Below are 25,209 nucleotides of genomic sequence, written 5' to 3' on the forward strand. Positions count from 1 at the left end.
CGCGGGCCTCAGGAACGACCGCGTTCCCCGGGAGCCGAAGCGGTCGAACCGCGCACCACCAGTTCCGGCATGAACACGAACTCACTGTGCGGCGCGGGCGTCCCGCCGATCTCCTCCAGCAGCGTGCGCACGGCCGCCTGCCCCATCGCCGGGACGGGCTTGCGGATCGTGGTCAGGGGCGGGTCGGTGAAGGCGATCAGCGGGGAGTCGTCGAAGCCGACCACGGAGAAGTCCTTCGGCACGTCCAGGCCGAGCTGCCGGGCCGCCCGGATCGCGCCCAGCGCCATCATGTCGCTGGCGCACACCACGGCCGTGCAGTTCCGCTCGATCAGCGCCGTGGTCGCCGCCTGACCACCCTCAAGGGTGTACAGGGAGTGCTGCACCAGCTCCGCCTCGACGGTCTCGGCGCCCAGACCCAACTGGTCCTGCACTGTTCGCACGAACCCCTCGATCTTGCGCTGCACCGGCACGAACCGCTTGGGCCCGAGGGCCAGGCCGATCCGGGTGTGCCCCAGGGACACCAGGTGCGTGACCGCGAGGCTCATCGCCGCGCGGTCGTCGGGGGAGATGAACGGCGCCTGCACCTTCGGCGAGAAGCCGTCGACCAGCACGTAGGGCACGCCCTGGGCGCGCAGCCGGTCGTAGCGCTGCATGTCGGCGGTGGTGTCCGCGTGCAGTCCGGAGACGTAGATGATGCCGGCGACCCCACGGTCCACGAGCATCTCCGTGAGCTCGTCCTCGGTCGAGCCGCCCGGGGTCTGGGTGGCCAGTACCGGCGTGTAGCCCTGCCGCGTCAGCGCCTGGCCGATGACCTGCGCCAGGGCCGGGAAGATCGGGTTCTCCAGCTCCGGGGTGATCAGCCCCACCAGCCCCTCGCTGCGCTGGCGCAGGCGCACCGGGCGTTCGTAGCCCAGCACGTCGAGAGCGGCCAGCACGGACTGGCGGGTGGTGGCGGCGACGCCCGGCTTCCCGTTGAGGACGCGGCTGACGGTCGCTTCGCTCACCCCCGCCTGCAACGCGATGTCGGCAAGCCGTGTGGTCACAGCACTGGACTGTAGCGGCCGGGGTTCTCCCTGCACACCGACGGGACGCCTGATGCGTGCCGTCGCACGGCCCGCTGCGGGTTGCTGGGTCATCGCGGTCCCCAAAAAGAGTCGTGGTCGGCGTCCGGTCCGCAACGGATGATTCCCCCGGCGGAAACGGATAGCAAGTGCTTGCAGAGTCTTGCACAGCCGTCCGACTGCCTGTCGAACAGCCGGAACTCCGGGCGTGACAGGGGTCGAGGGGAGGTCACGGCGGGGTAACCATCCGCATCGCTTGCAACTTTTTGCTGCGCGGTTAATGTCACCGACGCCCGGCCGCCAACGGCGCAGTCGGCAGCACGAACGGGCTTCACCCTCAAGGAGAACTCATGCGGCGTGGCATAGCGGCCACCGCGCTGGTGGCGTCCCTCGCCCTGGCGGCGACGGCCTGCGGCGGAAGCGACAGCGGCGACGAGGCCGGCGGCCCGGTCACCATCACCTGGTGGGACACCTCCAACGCGACCAACGAGGCGCCGACGTACAAGGCCCTGGTCAAGGAGTTCGAGGCCGCCAACAAGGACATCAAGGTCAAGTACGTCAACGTCCCCTTCGACCAGGCGCAGAACAAGTTCGACACCGCCGCCGGTTCCAAGGGCGCCCCGGACGTGCTGCGCTCCGAGGTCGGCTGGACCCCCGCCTTCGCCAAGAAGGGCTTCTTCCTGCCGCTGGACGGCACCGACGCCCTGGCCGAGCAGGACGAGTTCAAGCCGAACCTGATCAAGCAGGCCCAGTACGAGGGCAAGACCTACGGCGCGCCGTTCACCACGGACACCCTGGCCCTGGTCTACAACAAGGCCCTGTTCGAGAAGGCCGGCGTCGAGGCTCCCAAGACCTGGGACGACCTGAAGAAGGCCGCGGCCACGATCAAGGACAAGACCGGCGTCGACGGCTACTGGGGCTCGACCCAGTCCTACTACGCCCACTCCTTCCTCTACGGCGAGGGCGCCGACACCGTCGACGTCGACGCCAAGAAGATCACGGTCACCTCGCCCGCGGCCAAGAAGGCCTACGGCACCTGGCAGGACCTGTTCAAGGGCAAGGGCCTGCACAAGGCCGACACCACCGCCGACGCCTACGCCCACATCCAGGAGGCGTTCGTCAGCGGCAAGGTCGCCTCGATCATCCAGGGCCCGTGGGAGATCACGAACTTCTACAAGGGCTCGGCGTTCAAGGACAAGGCCAACCTCGGCATCGCCACCGTCCCGGCCGGCTCCTCCGGCAAGGCGGGCGCCCCGACCGGCGGCCACAACCTCTCGGTGTACGCGGGCTCGGACAAGGCCCACCAGGAGGCCTCGCTGAAGTTCGTGAAGTTCATGACCTCGGCCAAGGCCCAGGAGACCATCGCGCTGAAGAACAACACGCTGCCGACGCGCGACGACGCCTACACCGACCAGGTCAAGGCCGACCCGGGCATCGCCGGCTACCAGGGCGTGCTCGCCGCCGCCCAGCCGCGTCCGGAGCTGCCCGAGTACAGCTCGCTGTGGACGCCGCTGGACGACGAACTGCTCGCCATCGCCGGTGGCAAGAAGTCCCTGGACCAGGGGCTGAGCAGCGCCGAGACCTCCATCGCCAAGCTGCTCCCGGACTACAGCAAGTAGGCCCGTGTGGCCGCCGGATCCTCCAGCGCAGAGGGGGGAAGGATCCGGCGGCCACCGGCCTGTGTGCCGTACCCCCTGATCTCCAGCTGATCTCCAGTTCGCGAAGAAGGTTGTCGAACATGACAGTCGCCATCGACCGAGCGACCGGCAGGCGGAGCGGTGACCGCGGTCCCCGGTCCGGGCTGGGCCGGCGCCTCAAGCACAGCTACCAGAAGCACTGGTACGCCTACGTGATGATCGCGCCCGTGGCCGTCGTGCTCGGCGTCCTCGTGCTGTACCCCCTGGCCTACGGCCTCTATCTGACGCTGACCGACGCGACCAGCCTCAACACGGCCCGGACGATCGGCGTCAACGAGATCGAGGCCACCTACAAGTTCATCGGCTTCGACAACTACGCCGACATCCTGTGGGGGGAGACCGCCTACGAGCGCTTCTGGTCCCACTTCATCTGGACGATCGTGTGGACGGCCCTGTGCGTCGCCCTGCACTACTCCATCGGTCTGGGCCTCGCGCTGCTGCTCAACCAGAAGCTGCGGGGACGCACCTTCTACCGGCTGATCCTCATCCTGCCGTGGGCCGTGCCGACCTTCGTCACCGTCTTCGGCTGGCGCTTCATGCTCGCCGACTCCGGCATCATCAACTCCGCCCTGGAGATGCTGCACCTGCCGAGCCCGGCGTGGCTGGAGGACACCTTCTGGCAGCGCTTCGCCGCGATCATGGTCAACACCTGGTGCGGTGTGCCGTTCATGATGGTCTCCCTGCTCGGCGGTCTGCAGTCCATCGACTCCTCCCTCTACGAGGCCGCGGAGATGGACGGCGCCAGCCGCTGGCAGCAGTTCCGCTACGTCACCCTGCCGGGCCTCAGGTCGGTCAGCTCCACCGTGGTGCTGCTCGGCGTGATCTGGACGTTCAACCAGTTCGCCATCATCTTCCTGCTGTTCGGCAACACCGCGCCGGACGCGCAGATCCTCGTCACCTGGGCCTACCAGCTCGGCTTCGGACAGCAGCCGCGCGACTTCGCGCAGTCGGCCGCCTACGGCATCCTGCTGCTCGGCATCCTGATCGTCTTCACCTCCTTCTACCGCCGCTGGCTGAACCGCGATGAGCAGCAGCTCGCGATCTGAGGCAGGAGTCCCCATGAGCACCACGACCGTCCAGCAGTCCGCGGGCGAGGCTCCGGTCCCCGCGATCGCCCCCGCGTCCGCCCCCGCGCGCCGGCGCGGCCGGCGCAACGCGGCCGGGAACCTCCTCTCCCACGGCCTGCTGATCCTCGCGAGCCTGATCGCGCTCTTCCCGATCGTCTGGCTGGTCTTCCTGTCCCTCGGCCCGGACAAGGACGACTACCTGCACCCCGGGCGCATCTGGTCGAAGATGACCCTGGACAACTACAGCTTCGTGCTCCAGGAGACCGCCTTCTTCCACTGGCTCCAGAGCACGCTGATCGTGTCCCTGGGAACCACCGTCATCGGAGTGGTCATCGCCGCCACGACCGGCTACGCGGTGTCCCGCATGCGCTTCCCGGGCTACAAGAAGTTCATGTGGGTGCTCCTGTGCACACAGATGTTCCCCATCGCCGTGCTGATCGTGCCGATGTACCAGATCCTGTCGAGCCTGCAGCTCGTCGACACCTACTTCGGTCTGGTCCTGGTCTACTGCTCGACCGCGGTGCCCTACTGCGCCTGGCTGCTGAAGGGTTACTTCGACACCATCCCGTTCGAGATCGACGAGGCCGGCCGCGTGGATGGACTGACGCCCTTCGGTACGTTCTTCCGGCTGATCCTGCCGCTCGCCCGGCCGGGTCTGGCGGTGGCCGCCTTCTACAGCTTCATCACCGCCTTCGGTGAGGTCGCCTTCGCCACCGTGTTCATGCTGGACGACGAGAAGTACACCTTCGCCGTCGGTCTGCAGAGCTTCGTCAGCGAGCACGACGCCCAGCGCAACCTGATGGCGGCGACCGCGGTGCTCATCGCGATACCCGTCTCCGCGTTCTTCTACCTTGTGCAGAAGAACCTCGTGACCGGGCTCACCGCCGGCGGCACCAAGGGCTGACCCCCGGCGCCCCTCGGGGCGCAGCCGAACGGCAGTCCACCAGCCCGAGGCGGCCGCGGTGCCCATCCGACCCCGCTGTACCGCGGCCGCCTCGTCACCCCCACCGACGCCATCCATGACCGACATCCTGTGACGCATCAAGGACGACATGAGCCAGCACTCAGCCGCACCTGCCCCCACCCCCACGTCCGCCGTGGCCGTCGCCAAGTGCCGCGACTGGTGGCGGGACGCGGTCATCTACCAGGTGTACCCGCGCAGCTTCGCCGACAGCAACGGTGACGGCATGGGCGACCTGGAGGGTGTCCGCACCCGTCTGCCGTACCTGCGCGACCTCGGCGTGGACGCCGTGTGGCTCAGCCCCTTCTACGCCTCGCCGCAGGCCGACGCCGGCTACGACGTCGCGGACTACCGCGCTGTCGACCCCATGTTCGGTAACCTCCTGGACGCCGACGCGCTGATCCGCGACGCCCACGAGCTGAGCCTGAGGATCATCGTCGACCTGGTCCCCAACCACTCCTCCGACCAGCACGAGTGGTTCAAGCGGGCCGTCGCCGAGGGCCCGGGCTCCTCGCTGCGGGAGCGCTACCACTTCCGCCCCGGCAAGGGGGAGAACGGCGAACTGCCGCCCAACGACTGGGAGTCGATCTTCGGCGGCCCGGCGTGGACCCGCGTCACCGAACCCGACGGCACGCCCGGCGAGTGGTACCTGCACCTCTTCGCCCCCGAGCAGCCCGACTTCAACTGGGAGCACCCGGCGGTCGGCGACGAGTTCCGCTCCATCCTGCGCTTCTGGCTGGACATCGGCGTCGACGGCTTCCGTATCGACGTCGCCCACGGTCTGGTGAAGGCGGAGGGGCTGCCCGACCTCGGATCCCACGACCAGGTGAAGCTGCTGGGCAACGATGTCATGCCGTTCTTCGACCAGGAGGGCGTGCACGAGATCTACCGGCAGTGGCGGCTGATCCTCGACGAATACTCGGGTGAGCGCATCTTCGTCGCCGAGGCGTGGACGCCGACCATCGAGCGCACCGCCCACTACGTCCGCCCGGACGAGCTGCACCAGGCCTTCAACTTCCAGTACCTCAGCACCCACTGGGACGCCGAGGAGATGCGCGAGGTCATCGACCGCACGCTGGATGCCATGCGCCCGGTCGGCGCCCCCGCCACCTGGGTGCTGTCCAACCACGACGTGACCCGGCACGCCACCCGCTTCGCCAACCCGCCCGGCCTCGGCACCCAGATCCGCCTGGCCGGCGACCGCGAGCTGGGGCTGCGCAGGGCCCGGGCCGCGACCCTGCTGATGCTGGCGCTGCCCGGCTCGGCGTACATCTACCAGGGCGAGGAGCTCGGCCTGCCCGACGTCGTCGACCTGCCGGACGAGGTGCGCCAGGACCCGGCGTACTTCCGGGGCGCGGGCCAGGACGGCTTCCGCGACGGCTGCCGGGTGCCGATCCCGTGGACCCGGACGGGATCGTCGTACGGCTTCGGTGACGGCGGCAGCTGGCTGCCGCAGCCCGACGGGTGGGGTGAGCTGAGCATCGAGGCGCAGACCGGCGAGCCCGGCTCGACCCTGGAGCTGTACCGGGCCGCGCTCGCGGTGCGCCGCGAGCAGGCCGACCTGGGTGCCGGCACGTCCGTGGAGTGGCTGCGGGCGCCCGAGGGCGTGCTGGCCTTCCGGCGCGGGGAGTTCGTGTGCGTCGCGAACACCACCGGCGAGTCGGTGGCGATGCCGGCGTACGGCCGGGTGCTGGTGGCGAGCGGGGAGATCGTCGAGGTCGACGACGAGGCGAAGGTGCCGGCCGACACCACGGTGTGGTGGACCACCGCGACCGCGGGGGCCCGCGCCTGATTTTTGCGTTGAATTTCGTACGGCCCGCTGCCCTTTCGGGCGGCGGGCCTCTAATATCTGCGTCACCGCAAGGTTTCTGAACCTTGCAGCAAGAACCTTCAACGAAGAAGGAAGCCCCACATGACCCGCAGATTCCTCGCCACCGCCGTCGCGCTCGCCGCGGTTTCGATTGTCATGAACCCGACTAGTGCGCAGGCCTCCCCACCTGGCACCAAGGACGTCACCGCCGTCCTCTTCGAGTGGAACTTCGCCTCGGTCGCCCGCGAATGCACCAACACCCTCGGGCCCGCCGGGTACGGCTTCGTCCAGGTCTCCCCGCCCGCCGAGCACATACAGGGCCCGCAGTGGTGGACCTCGTACCAGCCGGTCAGCTACAAGATCGCCGGCCGGCTCGGCGACCGCACGGCCTTCCAGAACATGGTGAACACCTGCCACGCGGCCGGTGTGAAGGTCGTCGTCGACGCCGTCGTCAACCACATGTCGGCCGGCAGCGGCACCGGCACCGGGGGCTCGTCGTACAGCAAGTACACCTACCCCGGTCTGTACTCCGCGCCCGACTTCGACGACTGTACGAGCCAGATCAGCAACTACCAGGACCGCTGGAACGTCCAGCACTGCGAACTGGTCGGCCTCTCCGACCTCGACACGGGCGAGAACCACGTCCGCGGCGCCATCGCCGGCTACCTGAACGACCTGCTCTCCCTCGGCGTCGACGGCTTCCGCGTCGACGCCGCCAAGCACATGGACACCGCCGACCTCGCCGACGTCAAGTCCCGGCTGAGCAACCCTTCGGTGTACTGGAAGCAGGAGGTCATCCACGGTTCCGGCGAGGCCGTCCAGCCCACCGAGTACACCGGCAACGGCGACGTCCAGGAGTTCCGCTACGCCTACGACCTCAAGCGGGTCTTCAACAACGAGAACCTCGCCTACCTGAAGAACTACGGCGAGGGCTGGGGCTACCTGAACAGCGGCGTCTCCGGTGTCTTCGTCGACAACCACGACACCGAGCGCAACGGCTCGACCCTCAGCTACAAGGACGGCGCCACCTACACCCTGGCCAACGTCTTCATGCTGGCCTGGCCGTACGGCGCCCCCGACATCAATTCCGGCTACGAGTTCACCGACCACGACGCCGGCCCGCCGAACGGCGGCCAGGTCGGCGCCTGCTGGCAGGACGGCTGGAAGTGCCAGCACAACTGGCCGGAGATCAAGTCCATGGTCGGCTTCCGCAACGCCACCCGGGGCCAGGCGGTCACCAACTGGTGGGACAACGGCGCCGACGCCATCGCCTTCGGCCGGGGCAGCAAGGGTTTCGTGGCCATCAACCACGAGTCGGGGTCGCTGACCCGGACGTACCAGACGTCGCTGCCGGCGGGGACGTACTGCGATGTGCAGAACAACAGGACCGTGACGGTGAACTCCAGCGGGCAGTTCACCGCCACGCTCGGCGCGAACACCGCCCTCGCCCTCCACTCGGGCAAGCCCACCTGCTGAGCCCGGGCCTCCCGTTGGGGTGCGGGCGGGATCGACGCTTGCGGAACGCTGCGCTCGACCTGCCCGGGTCCTGAAAATTCTTACCAGCAGTTTCAAGACTCTTGCTGTAAGCGTTTCGGCGGCGATACGGTCGCGCGGGGTCGGACCCGAGAGAGCCGCAATGCAAGGAGTCCACGTCAGTGATACCGAGATGGCGTGCGCCCGCAAGGCGCCGAACCGCCCGTGCCGGACGGGTCGCCGCGGTCACCGCCACCGCGCTGGCCGCAGCACTCGTCCAGCCGCTCGCCGCCGGGGCCGCCACCCCGCCGGCGCCCCCGTCCGACGCGAAGCTCGCCGCAGAGCCCGCCCGCCACGACGCCACCCGTGAGCAGTTCTACTTCGTCCTGCCGGACCGTTTCGCGGGCGGCGACCCGCGCAACGACAAGGGCGGCCTGACCGGTTCCCGCCTCACCACCGGTTACGACCCCGCCGACAAGGGCTTCTACCAGGGCGGCGACCTCAAGGGCCTGACCAAGCGGCTCGACTACATCAAGGGCCTGGGTACCACCGCCCTCTGGATGGCCCCGATCTTCAAGAACCAGCCCGTGCAGGGCACCGGGGCGAACGCCTCGGCCGGCTACCACGGTTACTGGATCACCGACTTCACCCAGGTCGACCCCCACTTCGGCACCAACAAGGACCTTGAGACCCTCATCGACAAGGCCCACGCCAAGGGCATGAAGGTCTTCTTCGACGTCATCACCAACCACACGGCGGACGTCGTCGACTACAAGGAGAAGTCGTACGACTACCTCTCCAAGGGCGCCTTCCCGTACCTGACGAAGGACGGCGAACCCTTCGACGACGCGGACTACGCCGACGGGCGACGGGACTTCCCGGAGGTCGACGGCGGCTCCTTCCCGCGCACACCCGTGGTGGCCAAGAAGAACAAGGTCCCCTCGTGGCTCAACGACCCGACGATGTACCACAACCGTGGCGACTCCACCTTCGCCGGTGAGAGCTCCGCGCACGGCGACTTCTCCGGCCTGGACGACCTGTGGACCGAGCGGCCCGAGGTCGTGCGGGGCATGGAGAAGATCTACCAGCGCTGGGTGCGCGACTTCGACATCGACGGCTTCCGGATCGACACCGTGAAGCACGTCAACATGGAGTTCTGGACGCAGTGGGCCACGGCCCTCGACTCCTATGCGGCCAAGAAGGGCCGCGACGACTTCTTCATGTTCGGCGAGGTCTACTCCGCCGACACCGACGTCACTTCCCCGTACGTCACCCAGGGCCGGCTCGACGCCACACTCGACTTCCCCTTCCAGGAGGCGGCCCGCCAGTACGCCTCGCAGGGCGGCAGCGCGCAGAAGCTCGCGGGCGTCTTCGGCGACGACTACAAGTACACGACCGGCAAGGCCAACGCGTACGAGCAGGTCACCTTCCTCGGCAACCACGACATGGGCCGGATCGGGTCCTTCCTGAACCAGGACAACCCGAAGGCCACCGACGCCGAGCTGCTGAGGAAGGACAAGCTCGCCAACGAGCTGATGTTCCTCAGCCGCGGCAACCCCGTCGTCTACTACGGCGACGAGCAGGGCTTCACCGGCCCGGGCGGTGACAAGGACGCCCGGCAGAGCATGTTCGCCTCGCGTACCGCCGACTACCTCGACGACGACCGCATCGGCACCGACGACACCCACGCCGAGGACGCCTACGACACCAAGGCGCCCCTCTACCGGCAGATCAGTGCGCTCGCGGGGCTCCGCAAGGCCAACCCGGCCCTCACCGACGGCGTCCAGCAGCAGCGGTACGCGGCCGACGGCCCGGGCGTCTACGCCTTCTCCCGCACGGACGCCAAGACCCGCACCGAATACGTCGTCGCCTTCAACAACGCCGCCGAGAAGAAGACCGCGACCTTCGCGACCGGCTCGGCGGGCATGACCTTCGAGGGCATCTACGGCACCGGCGCCTCCGCCAAGAGCGACGGCGACAAGAAGCTCACCGTCACCGTCCCGGCCGGCTCGGCGATCGTCCTCAAGGCGTCCGGCAGGCTCGCCAAGCCCGCCACCGCGCCGACGATCACCCTGAAGGCCCCGGCGGCCGGCGCCACCGGCACCGTCGAGGTCACCGCCGACGTCGACGGCGGGCAGCTGAACCGGGTCGTCTTCGCCGCCCAGACCGGCAACGGAAAGTGGCGGGTCCTCGGCTCCGCCGACCACGCCCCGTACAAGGTCACCCACACCATCGGGAAGAACGTGGCGCCCGGCACGGCCCTGCGGTACAAGGCCGTGGTGATCGACTCGGCCGGCCGCACCGCGGGCGCCCTGGCCGCGTCCACCACCGGCACCCCGCCCGCCGAGGAGCCGCCCACCGCGTCCTCCCGCGACTACGCGATCGTCCACTACAAGCGCGCCGACGGGGACTACGCCGACTGGGGCCTGTACGCCTGGGGCGACCTCGCCGAGGGCGAGGCCACCGAGTGGCCCGAGAGCCACGCCTTCATCGGCCGTGACGCCTACGGCGCCTTCGCCTACGTCAAGCTCAAGCCGGGCGCCTCCAGCGTCGGCTTCCTCGTCATCGACAAGGACGGCACCAAGGACGTCTCCACCGACCGCACGATCGACGTCACCAAGACCGGCGAGGTCTGGATCGAGCAGGGCAAGGACACCGTCACCACCGAGCGCCCCGAGTATCCGGCGCCCGACAAGAGCAAGGCCGTCCTGCACTACCACCGGGCCGACGGCACCTACGACGGCTGGGGCCTGCACGTCTGGACCGGCGCCGCGAATCCCACCGACTGGTCGAACCCGCTCAAGCCGGTCAAGACTGATTCCTATGGCGCAGTCTTCGAGGTACCGCTCACCGACGGTGCCACCAGCCTCAGCTACATCCTGCACAAGGGCGACGAGAAGGACCTGCCCACCGACCAGTCGCTCGACCTCAAGGCGAACGGCCACGAGGTGTGGCTGGTGAGCGGCCAGGAGAAGTACCTGCTCCCGCAGCCCGCGGGCAGCGCGGCCGCCCTCGACCTGACCACCTCCAAGGCGGTCTGGATCGACCGGAACACCCTCGCCTGGAACGGTTCCGACGCCGCCGCCTCCACCCAGCTGCTCTACGCACGCGACGGCTCCCTCGCGGTGAGGGACGGCGCCCTGACCGGGAGCGCGAAGTGGCTGCGCCTGTCGAAGAGCGAGCTGACCGACGCCCAGAAGGCGACGTTCCCGCATCTGAAGGAGTACGACGCCTGGACCGTCGACCCGCGCGACCGCGACCGGGTCCGCGAGGCCCTGCGCGGCCAGGTCGTCGCCACCCAGCACGCCGCCAACGGTGCCGTGCTCGCGGCGACCGGCGTCCAGATCGCCGGAGTCCTCGACGACCTGTACTCCAGTGCGACCGAGACCGACCTCGGGCCCACGTTCTCCAAGGGCCGCCCCACCCTGACCGTCTGGGCGCCGACCGCACAGCAGGTGTCCCTGGAGATCGGTGACTCCACCGTCCCGATGAAGCGCCACGCCACCACCGGCGTCTGGTCCGTCACCGGCCCGGCGTCCTGGAAGGGCAAGCCCTACCGGTACGTCGTGAAGGTCTGGGCGCCCAGCGTCCGCAAGATCGTCACCAACAAGGTCACCGACCCCTACGCCCTCGCCCTCACCGCCGACTCGGAGCGCAGCCTCGTCGTCGACCTGGACGACAAGGCCCTCAAGCCCTCCGGCTGGTCGGCGTACACCAAGCCCAAGGCCGTACCGCTGAGGGACGCGCAGATCCAGGAGCTGCACATCCGGGACTTCTCCGTGGAGGACCGGACGGCGAAGCACCCCGGCACCTACCTGGCCTTCACCGACACGGCGAGCGACGGCTCCCGGCACCTGCGCGAGCTGGCGAAGGCGGGCACCTCGTACGTGCATCTGCTGCCCGCGTTCGACATCGCCACCATCCCGGAGAAGAAGGCCGACCAGGCGACGACCGACTGCGACCTCGCCTCCTTCCCGGCCGACTCCGACCGGCAGCAGGAGTGCGTCGGGAAGATCGCCGCGAAGGACGCCTACAACTGGGGCTACGACCCGTACCACTACACGGTCCCCGAGGGCTCCTACGCCACCGACCCGGACGGCACGGCCCGCACGGTCGAGTTCCGCAGGATGGTGAAGGCGCTCAACGACGACGGGATGCGGGTCGTCATGGACGTCGTCTACAACCACACCGCGGCGAGCGGCCAGGAGAAGACGAGCGTCCTCGACCGGATCGTGCCCGGCTACTACCAGCGGCTCCTCGCCGACGGCTCGGTCGCGAACAGCACCTGCTGCGCCAACACCGCCACCGAGAACGCCATGATGGGCAAACTCGTCGTCGACTCGATCGTCACCTGGGCCAGGGAGTACAAGGTCGACGGCTTCCGCTTCGATCTCATGGGCCACCACCCGAAGGCCAACATCCTCGCCGTCAGGAAGGCCCTCGACGCGCTGACCCTCGCGAAGGACGGTGTCGACGGCAAGAAGATCATCCTCTACGGGGAGGGCTGGAACTTCGGCGAGGTCGCGGACGACGCCCGGTTCACGCAGGCCACGCAGAAGAACATGGCCGGCACCGGCATCGCCACCTTCTCCGACCGCGCCCGCGACGCGGTGCGCGGCGGCGGCCCCTTCGACGAGGACCCCGGTGTCCAGGGCTTCGCGTCCGGCCTGTACACCGACCCCAACTCCTCGAAGAACAACGGCACTCGCGCCGAGCAGAAGGCCCGCCTGCTCCACTACCAGGACCTCATCAAGGTCGGGCTCTCCGGCAACCTCGCCGGCTACCGGTTCACCGACACCGGCGGCAAGGAGGTCAAGGGCTCCGAGGTCGAGTACAACGGCGCCCCCGCCGGCTACGCCGACGCCCCCGGTGACGCCCTCGCCTACGCCGACGCCCACGACAACGAGTCCCTGTTCGACGCGCTCGCCTTCAAGCTGCCCGCTTCGACGAACGCGGCCGACCGGGCCCGGATGCAGGTCCTGGCCATGGCGACGGCCACCCTCTCGCAGGGCCCGGCCCTCTCCCAGGCGGGCACCGACCTGCTGCGCTCCAAGTCCCTGGACCGCAACTCCTACGACAGCGGCGACTGGTTCAACGCCGTCCACTGGAACTGCGAGGACGGCAACGGCTTCGGCCGCGGACTGCCCATGGCGGCCGACAACACCGACAAGTGGCCGTACGCCAAGCCCCTGCTGAGCAAGGTCGAGGTGGGCTGCGAGCAGATCGAGGGCACCTCGGCCGCGTACCGCGACCTGCTGCGGATCCGGAGTGCCGAGCAGGACTTCTCCCTCGGCACGGCCGGGCAGGTGCAGTCCCGGCTCTCCTTCCCGCTGTCCGGCACGGACGAGACACCCGGCGTGATCACCATGCGGCTCGGTGACCTCGTCGTCGTCTTCAACGCCACGCCTCAGCGCCAGGAGCAGCGCGTCCCCGCACTCGCCGGGGCCGGCTACCGGCTGCATCCGGTGCAGGCGGCGGGGGCGGACTCTATCGTCAAGTCCTCCTCCTACGCGGCCGAATCGGGCACGTTCGCCGTTCCGGGGCGCACCGTCGCCGTCTTCACCCGGACCGCCGGATAGCGCACTACGTTGGTGGGGCAGGCCGTGTCCTACGGTCTGCCCCACCCCCATACGCCCCGAAGGGCCGTCGAGATGGACGCCAGCGGCACGCAGCAGAGCCCCGGCACCACCGTGCTGGTCGTGGACGACGTCGCGGCCAGCCGGTACGCCATGGGTGCGGTGCTGCAACGGGCCGGCCACCGGGTCGTGCCCGTCGCCAGCGGCGCCGAGGCGCTCGTCGAACTCGACGTCCGGCTGCGGGACGGCACCCTGCCCGACGTGGCCCTCGTCGACGTGGGTCTGCCCGACATGAGCGGCTTCGAAGTGTGCCGCCGGGTCCGGGCCCAGCCGCGCACGGCAGCGCTGCCCGTCGTGCACTTCTCCGCCGCCGCGACCGCACCCGGCGACCGGTGCCGGGGACTCGACGCCGGCGGGGACGCCTATCTGACCGTGCCCGCCGAACCGCGGGAGATCCAGGCCGTCGTCCGGGCCGCCCTACGCGGGGCCCGCCGCACCACGGGCGCCGAGACCGTCGTCCACCGGCTGACGCTGCTGGCCGAGGCCGTCATCACCGTGCAGGCGGCCCGCTGCCCGCGGGAACTGGCCGCCGCGGCCGCCGACGGCGCCGCACGCCTCACCGCCTCACCCGCCGTGGTGTTCGTCGTCGGCCCGGACGACGAGCCGTACCGCGGCACGGCCAGATGTCACCCCGCCGCCGCGGACGGCGACGCCCACCGGGCGGCGGCCCGGCTGGTCACCCGGCTCGCGGAGGGCCGCACGGGCGTGCACACCACCGTCGTCCCCGCGCCGCTCTGGCCGGCCGGGATCTTCCGGCCCGGCGTCGAGGAGGACGCCCGCCTGACCGTGGCGACGGCCCAGGACGGCCGGACGACGGTGTGCCTCGCCACGCCCGTCCGGCGTACGGCGATCAGCGACCCCGCGGACGACGGGCTGCGGGCCCGCCTCGCCCAGGCCACCGTGCTCGCCGCCGAACCGCTGCTGATGTACCAGGTGGAGCGGCATGTCGCCCTCACCCTCCAGCACAGCTTCCTGCCCCGGCCGCACAAGCTGCCGCACCTGCCGGGCGTCGACATCGTCGTCCGTTACGTGCCCGCCTGTGAGCAGACCGAGATCGGCGGCGACTTCTACGCCGCCCTGCGCACCCGCGACGGGGTGCTCACCGCCGTCGGGGACGTGGTCGGGCACTCCCTGGACGCGGCCACCGTCATGGTCGAGATCCGCCATGCCCTGCGCGCCTACTGCGTCGACGAGAGCGACCCGGTCGTGCTGGCCGCGCGGCTCGACCGGATGCTCCAGCAGTACCACCCCGACGTCACGGCCACCGTGTGCCTGGCCCTGGTCGACCCCGGCAGCGGGCGGGTACGGATCGCCAACGCCGGCCACATCCCGCCGCTGCTCCTGCGCGACGGGGGCGGCGCCCGGTACGCCGACGCCTGGGGCCCGCTGCTCGGGCTGGGCCTGGAGCGGCCCCCGGCGACCGAGTGCCGTCTGCACCGCACCGACCGCCTGCTCATGGTCACCGACGGTCTCATCGAGACCCGCGGCATTCCCCTGTCCGCCTCCATGGACCAGCTCCGCACGGCCGCCGCCGACGCCCCGCCCGGCCTCGACACCCTCTGCGACGTGCTGCTGGGCTGCTTCGGCCACGACCGCGAGGACGACATCGCGATGCTTGCCCTGCGGTTAGGGTGAGCCCGTTGGCCGCCCAGAACAGGAGTACTGATGCCGCAGATCACCGTCGACTATTCCGCAGACCTCGCGGACGACTTCGACCGGCCCGGCTTCGCGAAGGCGCTGCACGAGGCGACCGTCGAGATCGCGGCCGCCAAGCCCCCGGCGTGCAAGACCCGGTTCCGTCCGACCGAGGACATCGTGGTCGGCCCCGAAGCCGAGGGGCACGCCCATGTGCACGTCCACATCGCCCTGCTCGCCGGCCGCACCGACGAGACCAAGGCACGGCTCACCCAGGCCGCGCTGGAGCTGCTGCGAACCCACCTGAAGCCCGCCGAGGGGCTCGCGCTGCACGCCTCCGCCGAGGTCCGCGACCTGGATCCGTCGTACGCGAAGTCCGAGAGCTGAGCGGGCTCAGCTCGCCAGGGTGACGAGCCGGCCGGCCAGGTACGCGAACGGGCCGTCGGCCGGCTCGTCCTTGACGATGCCGCGCAGCAGCGCGGCCATCTCCTCGTCGTAGGCGGCACTGACCGCGGCGAGGGCCGCGAAGTCGTTGACGAGCTGGGGCTCCAGCTCCTCGCGCGGGATGCGCCGGCCGTCCAGCCAGATCAGCGCCGTCGACTCGGCGAGCGAGATCCAGGAACGGACGACCAGTTCGAGGCGCGCGGGCGGATCGGTCACGCCCAGGTGCGAAAGGATCTGGACATACGCGGCCTGCCGTACGGAGTCGACGAGCGCGTTGGTCGTCGAGGAACCCACAGCGGGTCCGCCGCGCATGAGGGCGGAGAAACCGGGCCCGTGCTCGTCCACGAAGTCGAAGTAGCGGTGCATCACGCGCAGCAGGCGCGCCCCCAGCGGACCCTCGTGAGGCTCCACGAACCGGGCCGCGAGGTCGTCCGAGGCACGCTGCAACGCGGCCTCGTACAGGCTGAGTTTGCCGGGAAAGTAGTGGTAGACCAACGGGCGTGAAATGCCCGCGGCCGACGCTATCTCGTCGATGGAGACCTCGTCGGGCGAGCGGCGGCTGAACAGTTCGAGGGCGACGCCGATCAACTGCTGCCGCCGCTCCTCGACTCCCATTCTGCGGCGAACCCCGGTAGTCATACGAACACCTTACCGATTGATTCCGGCCTCGAACGGGCCGGATCGATCGCGGGGTTCGACCGCCCTCACCGGACGGGCCCGAAATCCGCCCCCGTCAGCGCAGCCCGCCGAGCGAACGCCCGTCCTTCAGGGTGCCCTTGAGCTGCGCCTGCGCCCCCTGCTCGGCGGGTACGGTCAGCCGGCTGCTCCGCGCCGCCCCGTTCACTCCGCCCGTCGCCCGGATCGACGCGGTCTCACGGCTGCCGGCGGCCAGCAGGTACCAGTCGCCGGCCTTCGCCTTCCACAGCACCCCGGCCAGCACATGCGGGTCACGCGGTCCGCACGACGGGACGTTCTCGGCCTTGGCCGCCACCGCCCCGTACGCCCCGCCCGGCGTGTGGAACTGCGCCAGCACCCGCGCCCCGCCGCCCCGCCAGGTCTCGGCCCGCGTGCACACCCACGCTCCCGAGCCGCTCGCGTCGGGCAGCGGCTGTTCGTTGAACGCCCAGGCGTTGACGCTCCGCACCCCCGCCGAACGCACCGTCCCCAGCGAGCAGGCGAACGGCTGCCAGATGTGCAGCGCCGCGGCGCCGGACACCTCACCCGGGGAGCCCGGCCGTCCGGCGGTGAGCCGGGCGGGGACCAGTTCGCCGAGGTCGGTCAGCAGCCGTGTCCCGGTGTCGTCGGTCAGCTGGACCACGTTCCACGACGTGCAGGGGCCGGACCGCAGGGCCGGGCTGGCCAGCGGTGCGGTCACCCCGCCGGTGAGCGCGAGGTCCATCGCCCCTGAGCCGGGCTTCATCAGGTCCCGCTCGCCCGCCTTCCGCACCCAGGGGGCCGTCAGGTAGCGGACGTTGCCGTCGGACCGGCCCAGGACCACCGCGCCCGCCTCGGCCCGGCCGGCCCCGTCGACCCGGGCGAAGTCGAGGGCGGCGCCCTGCGTGCCGTCCTTCGGTTCGGCGTACCGGGCGATGCGCAGACCGTCGTACAGGATCACCACGCGCGCCGCGTCGACCGTCCCCGCGTACAGCAGCTGGGGCGGTCCGGCCGGGCCCCCGGAGAGGGTGCCGGGGGTCGCCGACACCTGGACGCTCTCGCCGGGACGGGCCCACACGGCCAGGGCGCGGCGCAGCAGGGCTTGGTCGCCGGTGCGGTCGCCGCGGGCCGGCCACACGGAGAAGTCGGTGCGCGCCGAGCTGCGCCACGCGGCGGGGGGAACCCGGGTCAGCTTCGCCGGGTCCAGAGCGGCCTGCGCGGCCGGGTTGCGCGCGTACGGAGGTGCCGCGGCGCCGTCGGGGCCCCAGCCGTCACCGGGCAGGCCGAGCAGCGCCCCGCACACCAGCAGGGCGGCACCGGCGGCCAGGGCGGCCTTCAGGTGCTGGCGGCGGCGCATCAGGTCGGTGGGGCGGGCCTGGAGCGAGCAGGGGTCGAACTCGGGGGAGTCGAGCAGCCCGTACTGGGCGGGGATCCCGCCGGCCTCCAGTACCGCACCCTCCGGGTCGGCGACGCCCGCCGCCGCGAGGACCTTGCACACCCCGTCGTCCGTGAGCCGCTCCAGGCCGCGCAGCGCGTACGCGGCCCGGGCCGGGCCCGACAGGGTGGACAGCCGCTGGTCCAGGGCGAGTTCGTCGGCGCCGCCGGAGCGCGGGAACAGCTTCAGGCCCCACACGTGCGGCAGCAGCGGCGGCAGCTGGGACCTCTTGGGCCACGCCCTCGCCCTCAGCGGCAGCCCCGCCTCCAGTGCCGTGCGCAGCACCTGGAGACGGACCAGGGCGTAGCCCGGGTCGCCGTCCCGGCCGGTGGACTGGGCCGGGATCACCGGGGCGGGGGTGCGGTTGCGGGGGAGTGCCCGCTGGGTGAGGGCATGTGCGGTCAGGACGCGGCGGCTACGGCCCAGCCCGGGTGGCAGCACCAGGTAGGCCAGCCGGACCAGCCGCGGGTAGTGCTCGACGAGCGCGGCCTCGGCCTGCTCGACGTCGACGACCGGGCCGGCGGAGGAGGGCGCGGGGCGCTGGGCGACATCCTGTGACTGCACGTTCAGCAGAACGAGCGAATCGTTGGATGGTCACCTGGCTGCGGAGCGTCACGCCCCCGGGTGCTCCCCTGGCTCCACGAGCAGCCGGGCGTAGTTCGCCATGGACCGCTGGTAGCGCGGCAGGTGCGGGGCCAGGGCGCCCAGGGCCAGCGCCAGGGCCTCCCGGTCGCGGCCGAGGCTCGACAGACACAGGGCGAGGCAGGCGCGTACGGGGTCGTCCAGCTCGTCGGACGGCGCGACCAGTTCGGGTGTCAGCAGGGCGACGCCCTCCTCGGCCCGGCCGATGTTCCGCAGCGAGCTGGCCAGCTGGATCTTCGTCCGGCGGGCCTTGTAGTGGCTGACGTCGGCGAGGCCACGCCTGAGCGCCTCCTGGTAGAGGGGGACCGCCTTGTCGGAGCGGCCCGTGGAGTCCCAGGCGCAGGCCTGCTCGAACGGGGCGTGCGGACTGCCTTCGGGCAGCTCGGCGACGAGGGCGTCGACGTCGGCGCGGAAGCGGGCCTCGTCCTCCTCCGTCTCGGCGTAGTCGTCGATACGGTCCCACAGGGCGGCCACACGGTCTTCCCAGTCCTGATCCACCGGGCCACCCTCGCACAGGAGTGCACACCGGGGCAGGGGAATTTGAGCACGGAGGGCGCCGCACCCGTATCGAAGGCGAGAGCCTCTTGCCGGGGCTCCGTGCGGCATGCGTCCGGATCGTGCCGTGACAAGGACCGTGCCGCCAAGGACCGGAGGAACAGATGAGGGTGACCCGACCGATGCTCGCGCTGAGCGGCGCGGTGGCGATACTGGCGCTGACCGGCTGCGGCGGATCCGGCGACAAGGACGAGGCGGCCGTTCCGGAGGCGGTGACCGGCAGCCTGGAGCACATCGCGGCCGAGGCCGACTGCAAGCCGAACATGCAGACCGACGCCGACACCATCCGCCAGGCCCTCTGCAAGAAGGGCAAGGAGAAGTACGTCCTCGCGACCTTCTCCACGGACCGGGGCCAGCGCGAGTGGATCAACACGGCCAAGGACTACGGCGGCTTCTACCTGGTTGGCCGCAAGTGGGTGGCCGTCGGCCACGAGGATGTGCTGCAGGCGCTGCGCGGCACGCTGGGCGGCACCGTGGAGGTGGGGCTCAACCACGCGAGTCACGCCCCCGGCGGAGGCAAGGACGACAAGCCGGCGCACTCCGGTCACCACGACAACTGACCGCGTCGCTTCGCCGGACGCATGAGAAAGCCGGCGGTGGGATCTCCCACCGCCGGCTTTTTCTAGCGGGCCGTTACTCGCAGTCCTGGCCGCTGTTGATGCACTGAACCACCGTGTTCATCAGGTTCTCGTCCATGACGTTGATGAAGTCGTTGTGGTCGGTGATCGGCTTGTGCAGCTGCTCCGGGAAGCCGTCCACAGCGTACGGGCTCTTGACCTGACCGTTCTCGATGGTCGGGGCGGGAACGTCGTACACCAGGCGGACCTGGAGCTGCGGGATCGCCTTGAAGCCGTTGGCGCAGCTGCCGTCCTGCTGGACGAAGGCCACGTGGTCACGGTGGTTGGCGCTGTCGATGTTCTGTCCGTCCCAGCAGCTCTGGAAGTTGGACGTCCGCACCACCTGGCTGCCCTCGGGGCAGATCACGTACTTGTCCGTCACCTGCCGGTCCTCGAAGCCGGTGCAGCTGAACGAGGTGTTGGCGTTGGCGAGGCCGTTGGTGAAGGCCTTGGCGTCACCGGTGATGATGCGCAGGAACTTCGGCATCGCGACGACGTCGCCCGCCTTGTTGCCGACGAACTTCATGTCCGCCTGGCTGGCCTTGAGGATCTTGCCGACGTTGCCCTCGGCGCCACCGCCCAGGTCACCCGCGTCGAACTCCTGCGTGCCGTCCTGGAGGCGCAGCACGGGCCAGTAGTAGGTGGACTTGTCACCCTGGTTCTGGCACGAGGTGCCGGCGTTGGCCAGGTCCTCGTCGCTGGAGAAGGCGTCGTTGTCCTGGTTGCCGACGTAGTCGTGCGTGTGGTGCGCGCCGTTGTCGACACCCGGGGCGACGATCAGGTTGTCGCTGTTGAACAGGTCGTTCTCGTTGACACCGCACTTCGCGGTGAACGAGCCGGTGGACCCGCCGTCGCCGTTCGCGGCGAGACCGTTCGGCAGGTTACGGGAGTTGGGCTGGACATCGTTGATGTTGACGAAGTCGGCAGCCACCGGGCCCGCGGCCCCGTTGCCGTTGTCGCCGACCTGGCCCTGACCGTTGTCCTGGCCCTGGTCCTGACCGTCGTTGTTCTGACCGTCGTTGTTCTGGCCGTCGTTGTTCTGGCCGTCGTTGTTCTGGCCGTCGCCGGCCTGGCCGTCGTTGGTGTTGGCGTCGGCGGCCATGCCCTGGCACGCGGCCAGCTGCTCGAGGTTGCCCGGGGCCTGTCCGCCCACCCGCCGGATGTTGATGCCGATCCGGTCGATGACGGCGGTCCGCTTCGACTTCAGCGGGCCGAGGATGGCGTTGTTGACGAAGCCCGAGTCACCGGCCTGGGCCTGACGCGTGGAGGCGAGACGGGTGTAGGCCTCGGTGATCTGCTTGTCCAGGTTGGCCAGCTCCTTGTCCACCCCCTGGCGAGCACCGTCCGGCACGTCGGTCAGCTTCTGTCCTACGTCCGGGCACTGGATCGTGGCGATCTGTGCGCCCGCGGACTTCGTCTGGTTCGCCGAGTTCTCCTCGTGCGCCGAGGCGTAGAAGTTTGCCCAGATCAGCCCGCCCCCACCGAGCGCTAGGGCCGCCGATGCGGCTACGGCCTTGGTGGCCAGCGGCGTACGGCGTTTTCTTGTGTTGCGTCCCATGGAACTCCTCTGACTTCCTTTTTCGGGGGCATCGAGGCGCCCGACAGGAGTGAAGCGGCGCCCTTCCATACGGAGCGCGTCCCACGGGTGTTCAGGGGTCCCGGAAATTGATGCGAGATTCGTGAGGACTCTGTGTTCTCAACAGCCGCTGGAGCACCGGGAGTTGTTGATCATCCACGGTGGGTGAACTGGCGGGTCCGGTTTCACCGGCCGTGGTCGAGATACGCGAGAACCGCCAGCACGCGACGGTTGTCGTCGTCCGAGACCTCAAGACCCAGTTTGGCGAAGATGTTGGCGGTGTGCTTGGCGATCGCCCGTTCCGTCACGACCAGTTTCCCGGCGATCGCCGCGTTGGACCGGCCCTGCGCCATCAGCTCCAGCACCTCACGCTCCCGGGGCGTCAGCCGCGCCAGCGGCCGGTCGTCGCCCGAACGGCGGGCCAGCAGCTGCTGGATGACCTGCGGGTCCATCGCCGTGCCCCCGGCGGCGACCCGCCGTACGGCGTCCACGAACTGCTCGGCGTCGAACACCCGGTCCTTCAGCAGATAGCCGACCCCACCGCTGCCGTCGGCGAGCAGCTCGCGCGCGTACAGCTGCTCCACGTGCTGGGAGAGCACCAGCACCGGCAGTCCGGGCCGTTTCCCGCGGGCGTCGAGCGCGCACTGCAGGCCCTCGTCGGTGTGCGTGGGCGGCAGGCGTACGTCGACCACGGCGACGTCCGGGTCCAGCTCGGCCAGCGCGGCGGCCAGTTCGGGCCCGGTCTCGACGGCCGCCGCGATCTCGAAGCCGTGCGCCCGCAGCAGCCGGACGAGTCCGTCGCGCAGCAGGAAGAGGTCTTCGGCCAGGACTACGCGCAAGGGATCTCCATGGTGACCATGGTGGGGCCGCCCGCGGGGCTGCTGACGGCCAGGACGCCGTCGAATGTACCCAGTCGCCGCTCGACCCCGGCCAGCCCCGAACCGGCCCCGATCACCGCTCCGCCCTTGCCGTCGTCCGTGACGGTCGCCCGGAGCATGCCGTCCGCCCGGTGCAGGTCGACCCAGATCCGGTCGGCGCCCGAGTGCTTCACGGCGTTGGTGAGCACCTCGCTCACGGCGAAGTACGCGGCCGACTCCACGGGCGCCTGAGCCCGCCCGGGCAGGTCCACGCTCACCTCGGTGGCCACCGGCAGCCGCAGCGCCAGCGCCCGTACCGCGTCGCCCAGGCCGCGCTCGGCGAGGACCGGCGGGTGGATGCCGCGCACCAGCTCGCGCAGCTCGGACAGCGCCTCGACCGAGGACCTGCGGGCCTGCGCGATCAGCTCCTTGGCCTGGGCCGGGTCCTTGTCGAGGAGCGCCTCGATGGTGCCCAGGTCCATGCCGACGGCGACCAGCCGGGCCTGGGCCCCGTCGTGCAGGTCCCGCTCGATGCGCCGCAGTTCCGCGGCGGAGGTGTCCACGGCGTCGCGCCGCGTCTCGGTCAGCACCCGCACCCGCTCGGCCAGTTCGCCCTGGTTGCTGCCGAGCACGGCCCGGGTGAGCCGGAAGTGGACGTCCAGCAGGCGCGGGGTGAGGAAGTGCGCGAGGAACAGCAGCACCAGAGCCAGGGCCGCCGCACCGAAGGCGGACGCCTGACCCGTCACCGGCACGAACCCGTACCAGTACCCGTCGGGGAAGACCCGCCACAGCCCGATGGCGAGCGCGAATCCCTCCAGCGGATAGATCAGCAGCACGGCCGGCAGCAGCGCGGTGACGAACCCGGCGGTCATGTCGACCGGCAGCCACCGCAGGTCCCGCCAGGTCGCCGGGTCGCGCAGCATCCCGAAGGTGCGTGCCCAGGGGTTGGCATCCTCCGGCAGCGGCCGGTACGCCGGAGGGATCCGCACCCCGCCCCACTCCGCCGCGAGCACCCGCCGTGAGTTCGCGAACGCCCGCACCCCCGTCAGCACGTACGGCGTCGTGATGATCCCGACCCCGATCGGGATGAGCGCGATCGAGAGCAGGGACAGGCAGAAGCACAGCACCGCCCCCGGCAGGGAGACGAGGGCCAGCGCCAGCCCCCGCATCGCGGCGAGCCCGATGCCCCGCCCTGTCGTCCGCCCGTTGCCGTTCTTCGTGTCCATGGTCATGGCGTCAGTCTCGCCGAGCGGGCGTGCCGGGTCACGGGGCCGGGACACCCGGTCGGGGGGTGGTGCTACGTACACCTCCCGGGGGAAGCGGGAGGTGGTTCAGCCACCGGTGCCGGACGCGATCACCTTCGCCTCCACCTCCGGGTCGAGGCCCTTCGGCGTCCGGTCCGGGCGCTGGGGCGCCACGCCCCCGATGTCCTGGAGCCACCGCCAGGTGTCCGCCACGGTCTCCTCGACGGGCCGGCAGACCAGCCCGGCCCCGACCGCCCGGGAGACGTCCGCGCTGTGCAGGGCATCGTGCAGGTCGCTGCCCGGCGGCACCCACACCGGCAGCTCGGTCCACGGCTCGATGCCCGCCTCAAGGATCTCCCCGGGCTCGGTCCAGCGCAGCTCGGCGGCGCCGCCGGTGACCCGGACACAGGTGTCCAGCAACTCGCCCATGGTGGTGTGCCCCTGCGGACTGACCAGGTTGTACGGCCCGCTCAGCTCCCGCTCGGCCGCGTGCAGGATCCACCCGGCCAGGTCGCGGACGTCCACGTACTGGAGGGGCAGTTCACGCGGGCCCGGCGCCAGCACCGGACCGCCGCGCGCCGTCCGGCCCAGCCACCAGGGCAGCCGGCCGACGTTCTCGTACGGGCCGAGGATCAGCCCGGACCGTACGAGCACCGACCGGTCCGCGCCGAAGGCGTCCAGCACGGCCAGTTCACCGCCCCGCTTGTCCTGCGGGTACGCGGTCTGCTCCGCGTCGGCCGACGCCCCCTCCACCACGGGCGCGTCCTCGTCGTAGCCGGCGGGCGGGGCCCACGCGTACACCGAGCAGCTCGACACGTACACATAGCGGCCGGCGCGGCTCTCCAGCAGCCGCGCCGTGTCCCGCACCGCGCGGGGCGCCGCCGACCACGTGTCGACGACGACGTCCCACTCGCCCGGGTCGTCGGCGAGGGCGGCCAGTCCGCCGGGCGCGGTGCGGTCACCGAGCAGTGACCGCACGCCCGGCGGCGCGTCGTGCCGCCCCCGGTGGAAGACGGTCACCTCCCAGCCCCGCCCCAGCGCGGCCTCCACGACGGCCCGCCCCACGAACTCCGTCCCACCCAGCATCAGAAGCCTCATGCCGGTGACTCTGCCCGGTGGGGCGAGGGGAGGGAACGGGGATCTGCTGTCAGCAGACAGGACACGACGGGACGGGACCGGGACGGGACTTGGGCGCGCCTCAGTGCGCCGTCGGCGGCACGTACGTGTAGCCCACGCGGCGCACGGTGCGGATCGTGTCGCGGTGCTCCACACCCAGCTTGCGGCGCAGGCGGGCGATGTGGACGTCGACCGTGCGGCCGTCGCCCACGTGCCCGTAGCCCCACACCGTGCCGACCAGCTGGTCGCGGGTGTGCACCCGGCCCGGGTGCGCCACGAGGTGCGCCAGCAGCTCGAACTCCAGGTACGTGAGGTCGAGCGGCTGCCCGGCCACCCGGGCGGTGCGCCGCACGGTGTCGACGCGGATCAGCGGCTCGCCGCCCGGCTCGGCACCGGATTCCGGGCCGGCGTTCTGCGGCAGGCCGGGCACCGTCACCGGGAACGGCGGCTGCTGGTCGGCCGGGACGAGCACCAGGTAGCCGATCATCGGCGGCTGCCCCGGCAGCGTGGGCACGGTGTGCTGCGGCGCCGGCAGCCAGGTGGCACCCGGCGGCAGCAGGTCCGCGACCGTCACCACCTCGTCCCGGTCGACGGCACGCAACCGATGCCGGGGGCCGTGGGACGCGGGGGCGTTGAGAGGGGCGGCGGTGGACAGAGAACGAGTGGTCGCCATGAGAGGTCAGCTCTTTCGCGCGAGGAGTTCGTCGGAGAGATCGACGGCCGCGATTC

18 protein-coding genes are annotated in these 25,209 nt (G+C 70.7%); 9 read left to right on the forward strand and 9 right to left on the reverse strand.

Annotated features, from left to right (window positions below; all coding sequences use genetic code 11):
* Positions 1 to 8: 8 nt before the first annotated feature.
* The gene (locus G3I77_RS03850) at positions 9 to 1,043 is read right to left on the reverse strand and encodes a LacI family DNA-binding transcriptional regulator (protein WP_248501065.1); all 1,035 of its coding nucleotides are present in this window, start codon (positions 1,041 to 1,043) and stop codon (positions 9 to 11) included.
* Between the two features lie 368 nt (positions 1,044 to 1,411).
* On the opposite strand from G3I77_RS03850, the gene G3I77_RS03855 reads away from it, so the two are divergent.
* From G3I77_RS03855 to G3I77_RS03890, 8 genes are all read left to right on the forward strand, one after another.
* Positions 1,412 to 2,680 (forward strand): extracellular solute-binding protein, encoded by a 1,269-nt coding sequence (locus G3I77_RS03855; protein ID WP_248501066.1) that lies wholly within the window; start codon positions 1,412 to 1,414, stop codon positions 2,678 to 2,680.
* A 119-nt stretch (positions 2,681 to 2,799) separates the two neighbouring features.
* On the forward strand, positions 2,800 to 3,804 hold the full coding sequence (locus G3I77_RS03860) for a carbohydrate ABC transporter permease (RefSeq protein WP_248501067.1): 1,005 nt from the start codon (positions 2,800 to 2,802) through the stop codon (positions 3,802 to 3,804).
* Between the two features lie 13 nt (positions 3,805 to 3,817).
* Entirely contained in the window at positions 3,818 to 4,729 is a 912-nt protein-coding gene (locus G3I77_RS03865) for a sugar ABC transporter permease (RefSeq protein WP_248501069.1), read from the forward strand.
* Between the two features lie 148 nt (positions 4,730 to 4,877).
* On the forward strand, positions 4,878 to 6,578 hold the full coding sequence (locus G3I77_RS03870) for a glycoside hydrolase family 13 protein (RefSeq protein ID WP_248501070.1): 1,701 nt from the start codon (positions 4,878 to 4,880) through the stop codon (positions 6,576 to 6,578).
* 120 nt (positions 6,579 to 6,698) lie between these two features.
* Positions 6,699 to 8,072, forward strand: a complete 1,374-nt coding sequence (locus G3I77_RS03875; RefSeq protein ID WP_248501071.1) for an alpha-amylase family protein — start codon at positions 6,699 to 6,701, stop codon at positions 8,070 to 8,072.
* 179 nt (positions 8,073 to 8,251) lie between these two features.
* Entirely contained in the window at positions 8,252 to 13,648 is a 5,397-nt protein-coding gene (pulA, locus tag G3I77_RS03880; RefSeq protein WP_248501073.1) for a pullulanase-type alpha-1,6-glucosidase, read from the forward strand.
* A 72-nt stretch (positions 13,649 to 13,720) separates the two neighbouring features.
* Entirely contained in the window at positions 13,721 to 15,340 is a 1,620-nt protein-coding gene (locus tag G3I77_RS03885) for a fused response regulator/phosphatase (protein WP_248501074.1), read from the forward strand.
* 30 nt (positions 15,341 to 15,370) lie between these two features.
* Complete coding sequence (locus tag G3I77_RS03890; protein WP_248501076.1) at positions 15,371 to 15,727, forward strand: 5-carboxymethyl-2-hydroxymuconate Delta-isomerase; 357 nt, start codon at positions 15,371 to 15,373, stop codon at positions 15,725 to 15,727.
* A gap of 6 nt (positions 15,728 to 15,733) precedes the next feature.
* Here G3I77_RS03890 and G3I77_RS03895 read toward each other — a convergent pair whose 3' ends face one another.
* The 3 genes from G3I77_RS03895 to G3I77_RS03905 form a co-directional block, all read right to left on the reverse strand.
* Positions 15,734 to 16,423 (reverse strand): TetR/AcrR family transcriptional regulator, encoded by a 690-nt coding sequence (locus G3I77_RS03895; RefSeq protein ID WP_248501078.1) that lies wholly within the window; start codon positions 16,421 to 16,423, stop codon positions 15,734 to 15,736.
* 94 nt (positions 16,424 to 16,517) lie between these two features.
* Positions 16,518 to 18,437 (reverse strand): hypothetical protein, encoded by a 1,920-nt coding sequence (locus G3I77_RS03900; protein WP_248501079.1) that lies wholly within the window; start codon positions 18,435 to 18,437, stop codon positions 16,518 to 16,520.
* 48 nt (positions 18,438 to 18,485) lie between these two features.
* The gene (locus G3I77_RS03905; protein ID WP_248501081.1) at positions 18,486 to 19,013 is read right to left on the reverse strand and encodes a tetratricopeptide repeat protein; all 528 of its coding nucleotides are present in this window, start codon (positions 19,011 to 19,013) and stop codon (positions 18,486 to 18,488) included.
* Positions 19,014 to 19,174: 161 nt separating this feature from the next.
* On the opposite strand from G3I77_RS03905, the gene G3I77_RS03910 reads away from it, so the two are divergent.
* Positions 19,175 to 19,630, forward strand: a complete 456-nt coding sequence (locus G3I77_RS03910) for a hypothetical protein (protein WP_248501082.1) — start codon at positions 19,175 to 19,177, stop codon at positions 19,628 to 19,630.
* 73 nt (positions 19,631 to 19,703) lie between these two features.
* Here the strand turns inward: G3I77_RS03910 and G3I77_RS03915 are convergent, their stop codons facing one another.
* The 5 genes from G3I77_RS03915 to G3I77_RS03935 all read right to left on the reverse strand — a co-directional run bounded on the left by G3I77_RS03915 (position 19,704) and on the right by G3I77_RS03935 (position 25,153).
* Positions 19,704 to 21,245, reverse strand: a complete 1,542-nt coding sequence (locus tag G3I77_RS03915) for a DUF1996 domain-containing protein (RefSeq protein ID WP_248501084.1) — start codon at positions 21,243 to 21,245, stop codon at positions 19,704 to 19,706.
* Between the two features lie 203 nt (positions 21,246 to 21,448).
* Entirely contained in the window at positions 21,449 to 22,102 is a 654-nt protein-coding gene (locus G3I77_RS03920; protein ID WP_248501086.1) for a response regulator transcription factor, read from the reverse strand.
* Positions 22,093 to 23,352 (reverse strand): sensor histidine kinase, encoded by a 1,260-nt coding sequence (locus tag G3I77_RS03925; RefSeq protein ID WP_248501087.1) that lies wholly within the window; start codon positions 23,350 to 23,352, stop codon positions 22,093 to 22,095. The genes G3I77_RS03920 and G3I77_RS03925 overlap by 10 nt, the downstream gene beginning before the upstream one ends.
* Positions 23,353 to 23,451: 99 nt before the next feature.
* The gene (locus G3I77_RS03930; protein ID WP_248501089.1) at positions 23,452 to 24,462 is read right to left on the reverse strand and encodes an SDR family oxidoreductase; all 1,011 of its coding nucleotides are present in this window, start codon (positions 24,460 to 24,462) and stop codon (positions 23,452 to 23,454) included.
* A gap of 100 nt (positions 24,463 to 24,562) precedes the next feature.
* On the reverse strand, positions 24,563 to 25,153 hold the full coding sequence (locus G3I77_RS03935) for a winged helix-turn-helix domain-containing protein (protein ID WP_248501091.1): 591 nt from the start codon (positions 25,151 to 25,153) through the stop codon (positions 24,563 to 24,565).
* Between the last annotated feature and the right edge of the window lie 56 nt (positions 25,154 to 25,209).

It is taken from the genome of Streptomyces sp. D2-8, assembly GCF_023184515.1.
Taxonomy (GTDB): domain Bacteria; phylum Actinomycetota; class Actinomycetes; order Streptomycetales; family Streptomycetaceae; genus Streptomyces.

Coding starts and splice junctions, on each gene's coding strand:
- G3I77_RS03855 (WP_248501066.1), top strand. CDS start 1,412: ATGCGGCGTGGCATAGCGGCCACCGCGCTGGTGGCGTCCCTCGCCCTG.
- G3I77_RS03860 (WP_248501067.1), top strand. CDS start 2,800: ATGACAGTCGCCATCGACCGAGCGACCGGCAGGCGGAGCGGTGACCGC.
- G3I77_RS03865 (WP_248501069.1), top strand. CDS start 3,818: ATGAGCACCACGACCGTCCAGCAGTCCGCGGGCGAGGCTCCGGTCCCC.
- G3I77_RS03870 (WP_248501070.1), top strand. CDS start 4,878: ATGAGCCAGCACTCAGCCGCACCTGCCCCCACCCCCACGTCCGCCGTG.
- G3I77_RS03875 (WP_248501071.1), top strand. CDS start 6,699: ATGACCCGCAGATTCCTCGCCACCGCCGTCGCGCTCGCCGCGGTTTCG.
- G3I77_RS03885 (WP_248501074.1), top strand. CDS start 13,721: ATGGACGCCAGCGGCACGCAGCAGAGCCCCGGCACCACCGTGCTGGTC.
- G3I77_RS03890 (WP_248501076.1), top strand. CDS start 15,371: ATGCCGCAGATCACCGTCGACTATTCCGCAGACCTCGCGGACGACTTC.
- G3I77_RS03895 (WP_248501078.1), bottom strand. CDS start 16,423: ATGACTACCGGGGTTCGCCGCAGAATGGGAGTCGAGGAGCGGCGGCAG.
- G3I77_RS03910 (WP_248501082.1), top strand. CDS start 19,175: ATGAGGGTGACCCGACCGATGCTCGCGCTGAGCGGCGCGGTGGCGATA.
- G3I77_RS03915 (WP_248501084.1), bottom strand. CDS start 21,245: ATGGGACGCAACACAAGAAAACGCCGTACGCCGCTGGCCACCAAGGCC.
- G3I77_RS03925 (WP_248501087.1), bottom strand. CDS start 23,352: ATGACCATGGACACGAAGAACGGCAACGGGCGGACGACAGGGCGGGGC.
- G3I77_RS03930 (WP_248501089.1), bottom strand. CDS start 24,462: ATGAGGCTTCTGATGCTGGGTGGGACGGAGTTCGTGGGGCGGGCCGTC.
- G3I77_RS03935 (WP_248501091.1), bottom strand. CDS start 25,153: ATGGCGACCACTCGTTCTCTGTCCACCGCCGCCCCTCTCAACGCCCCC.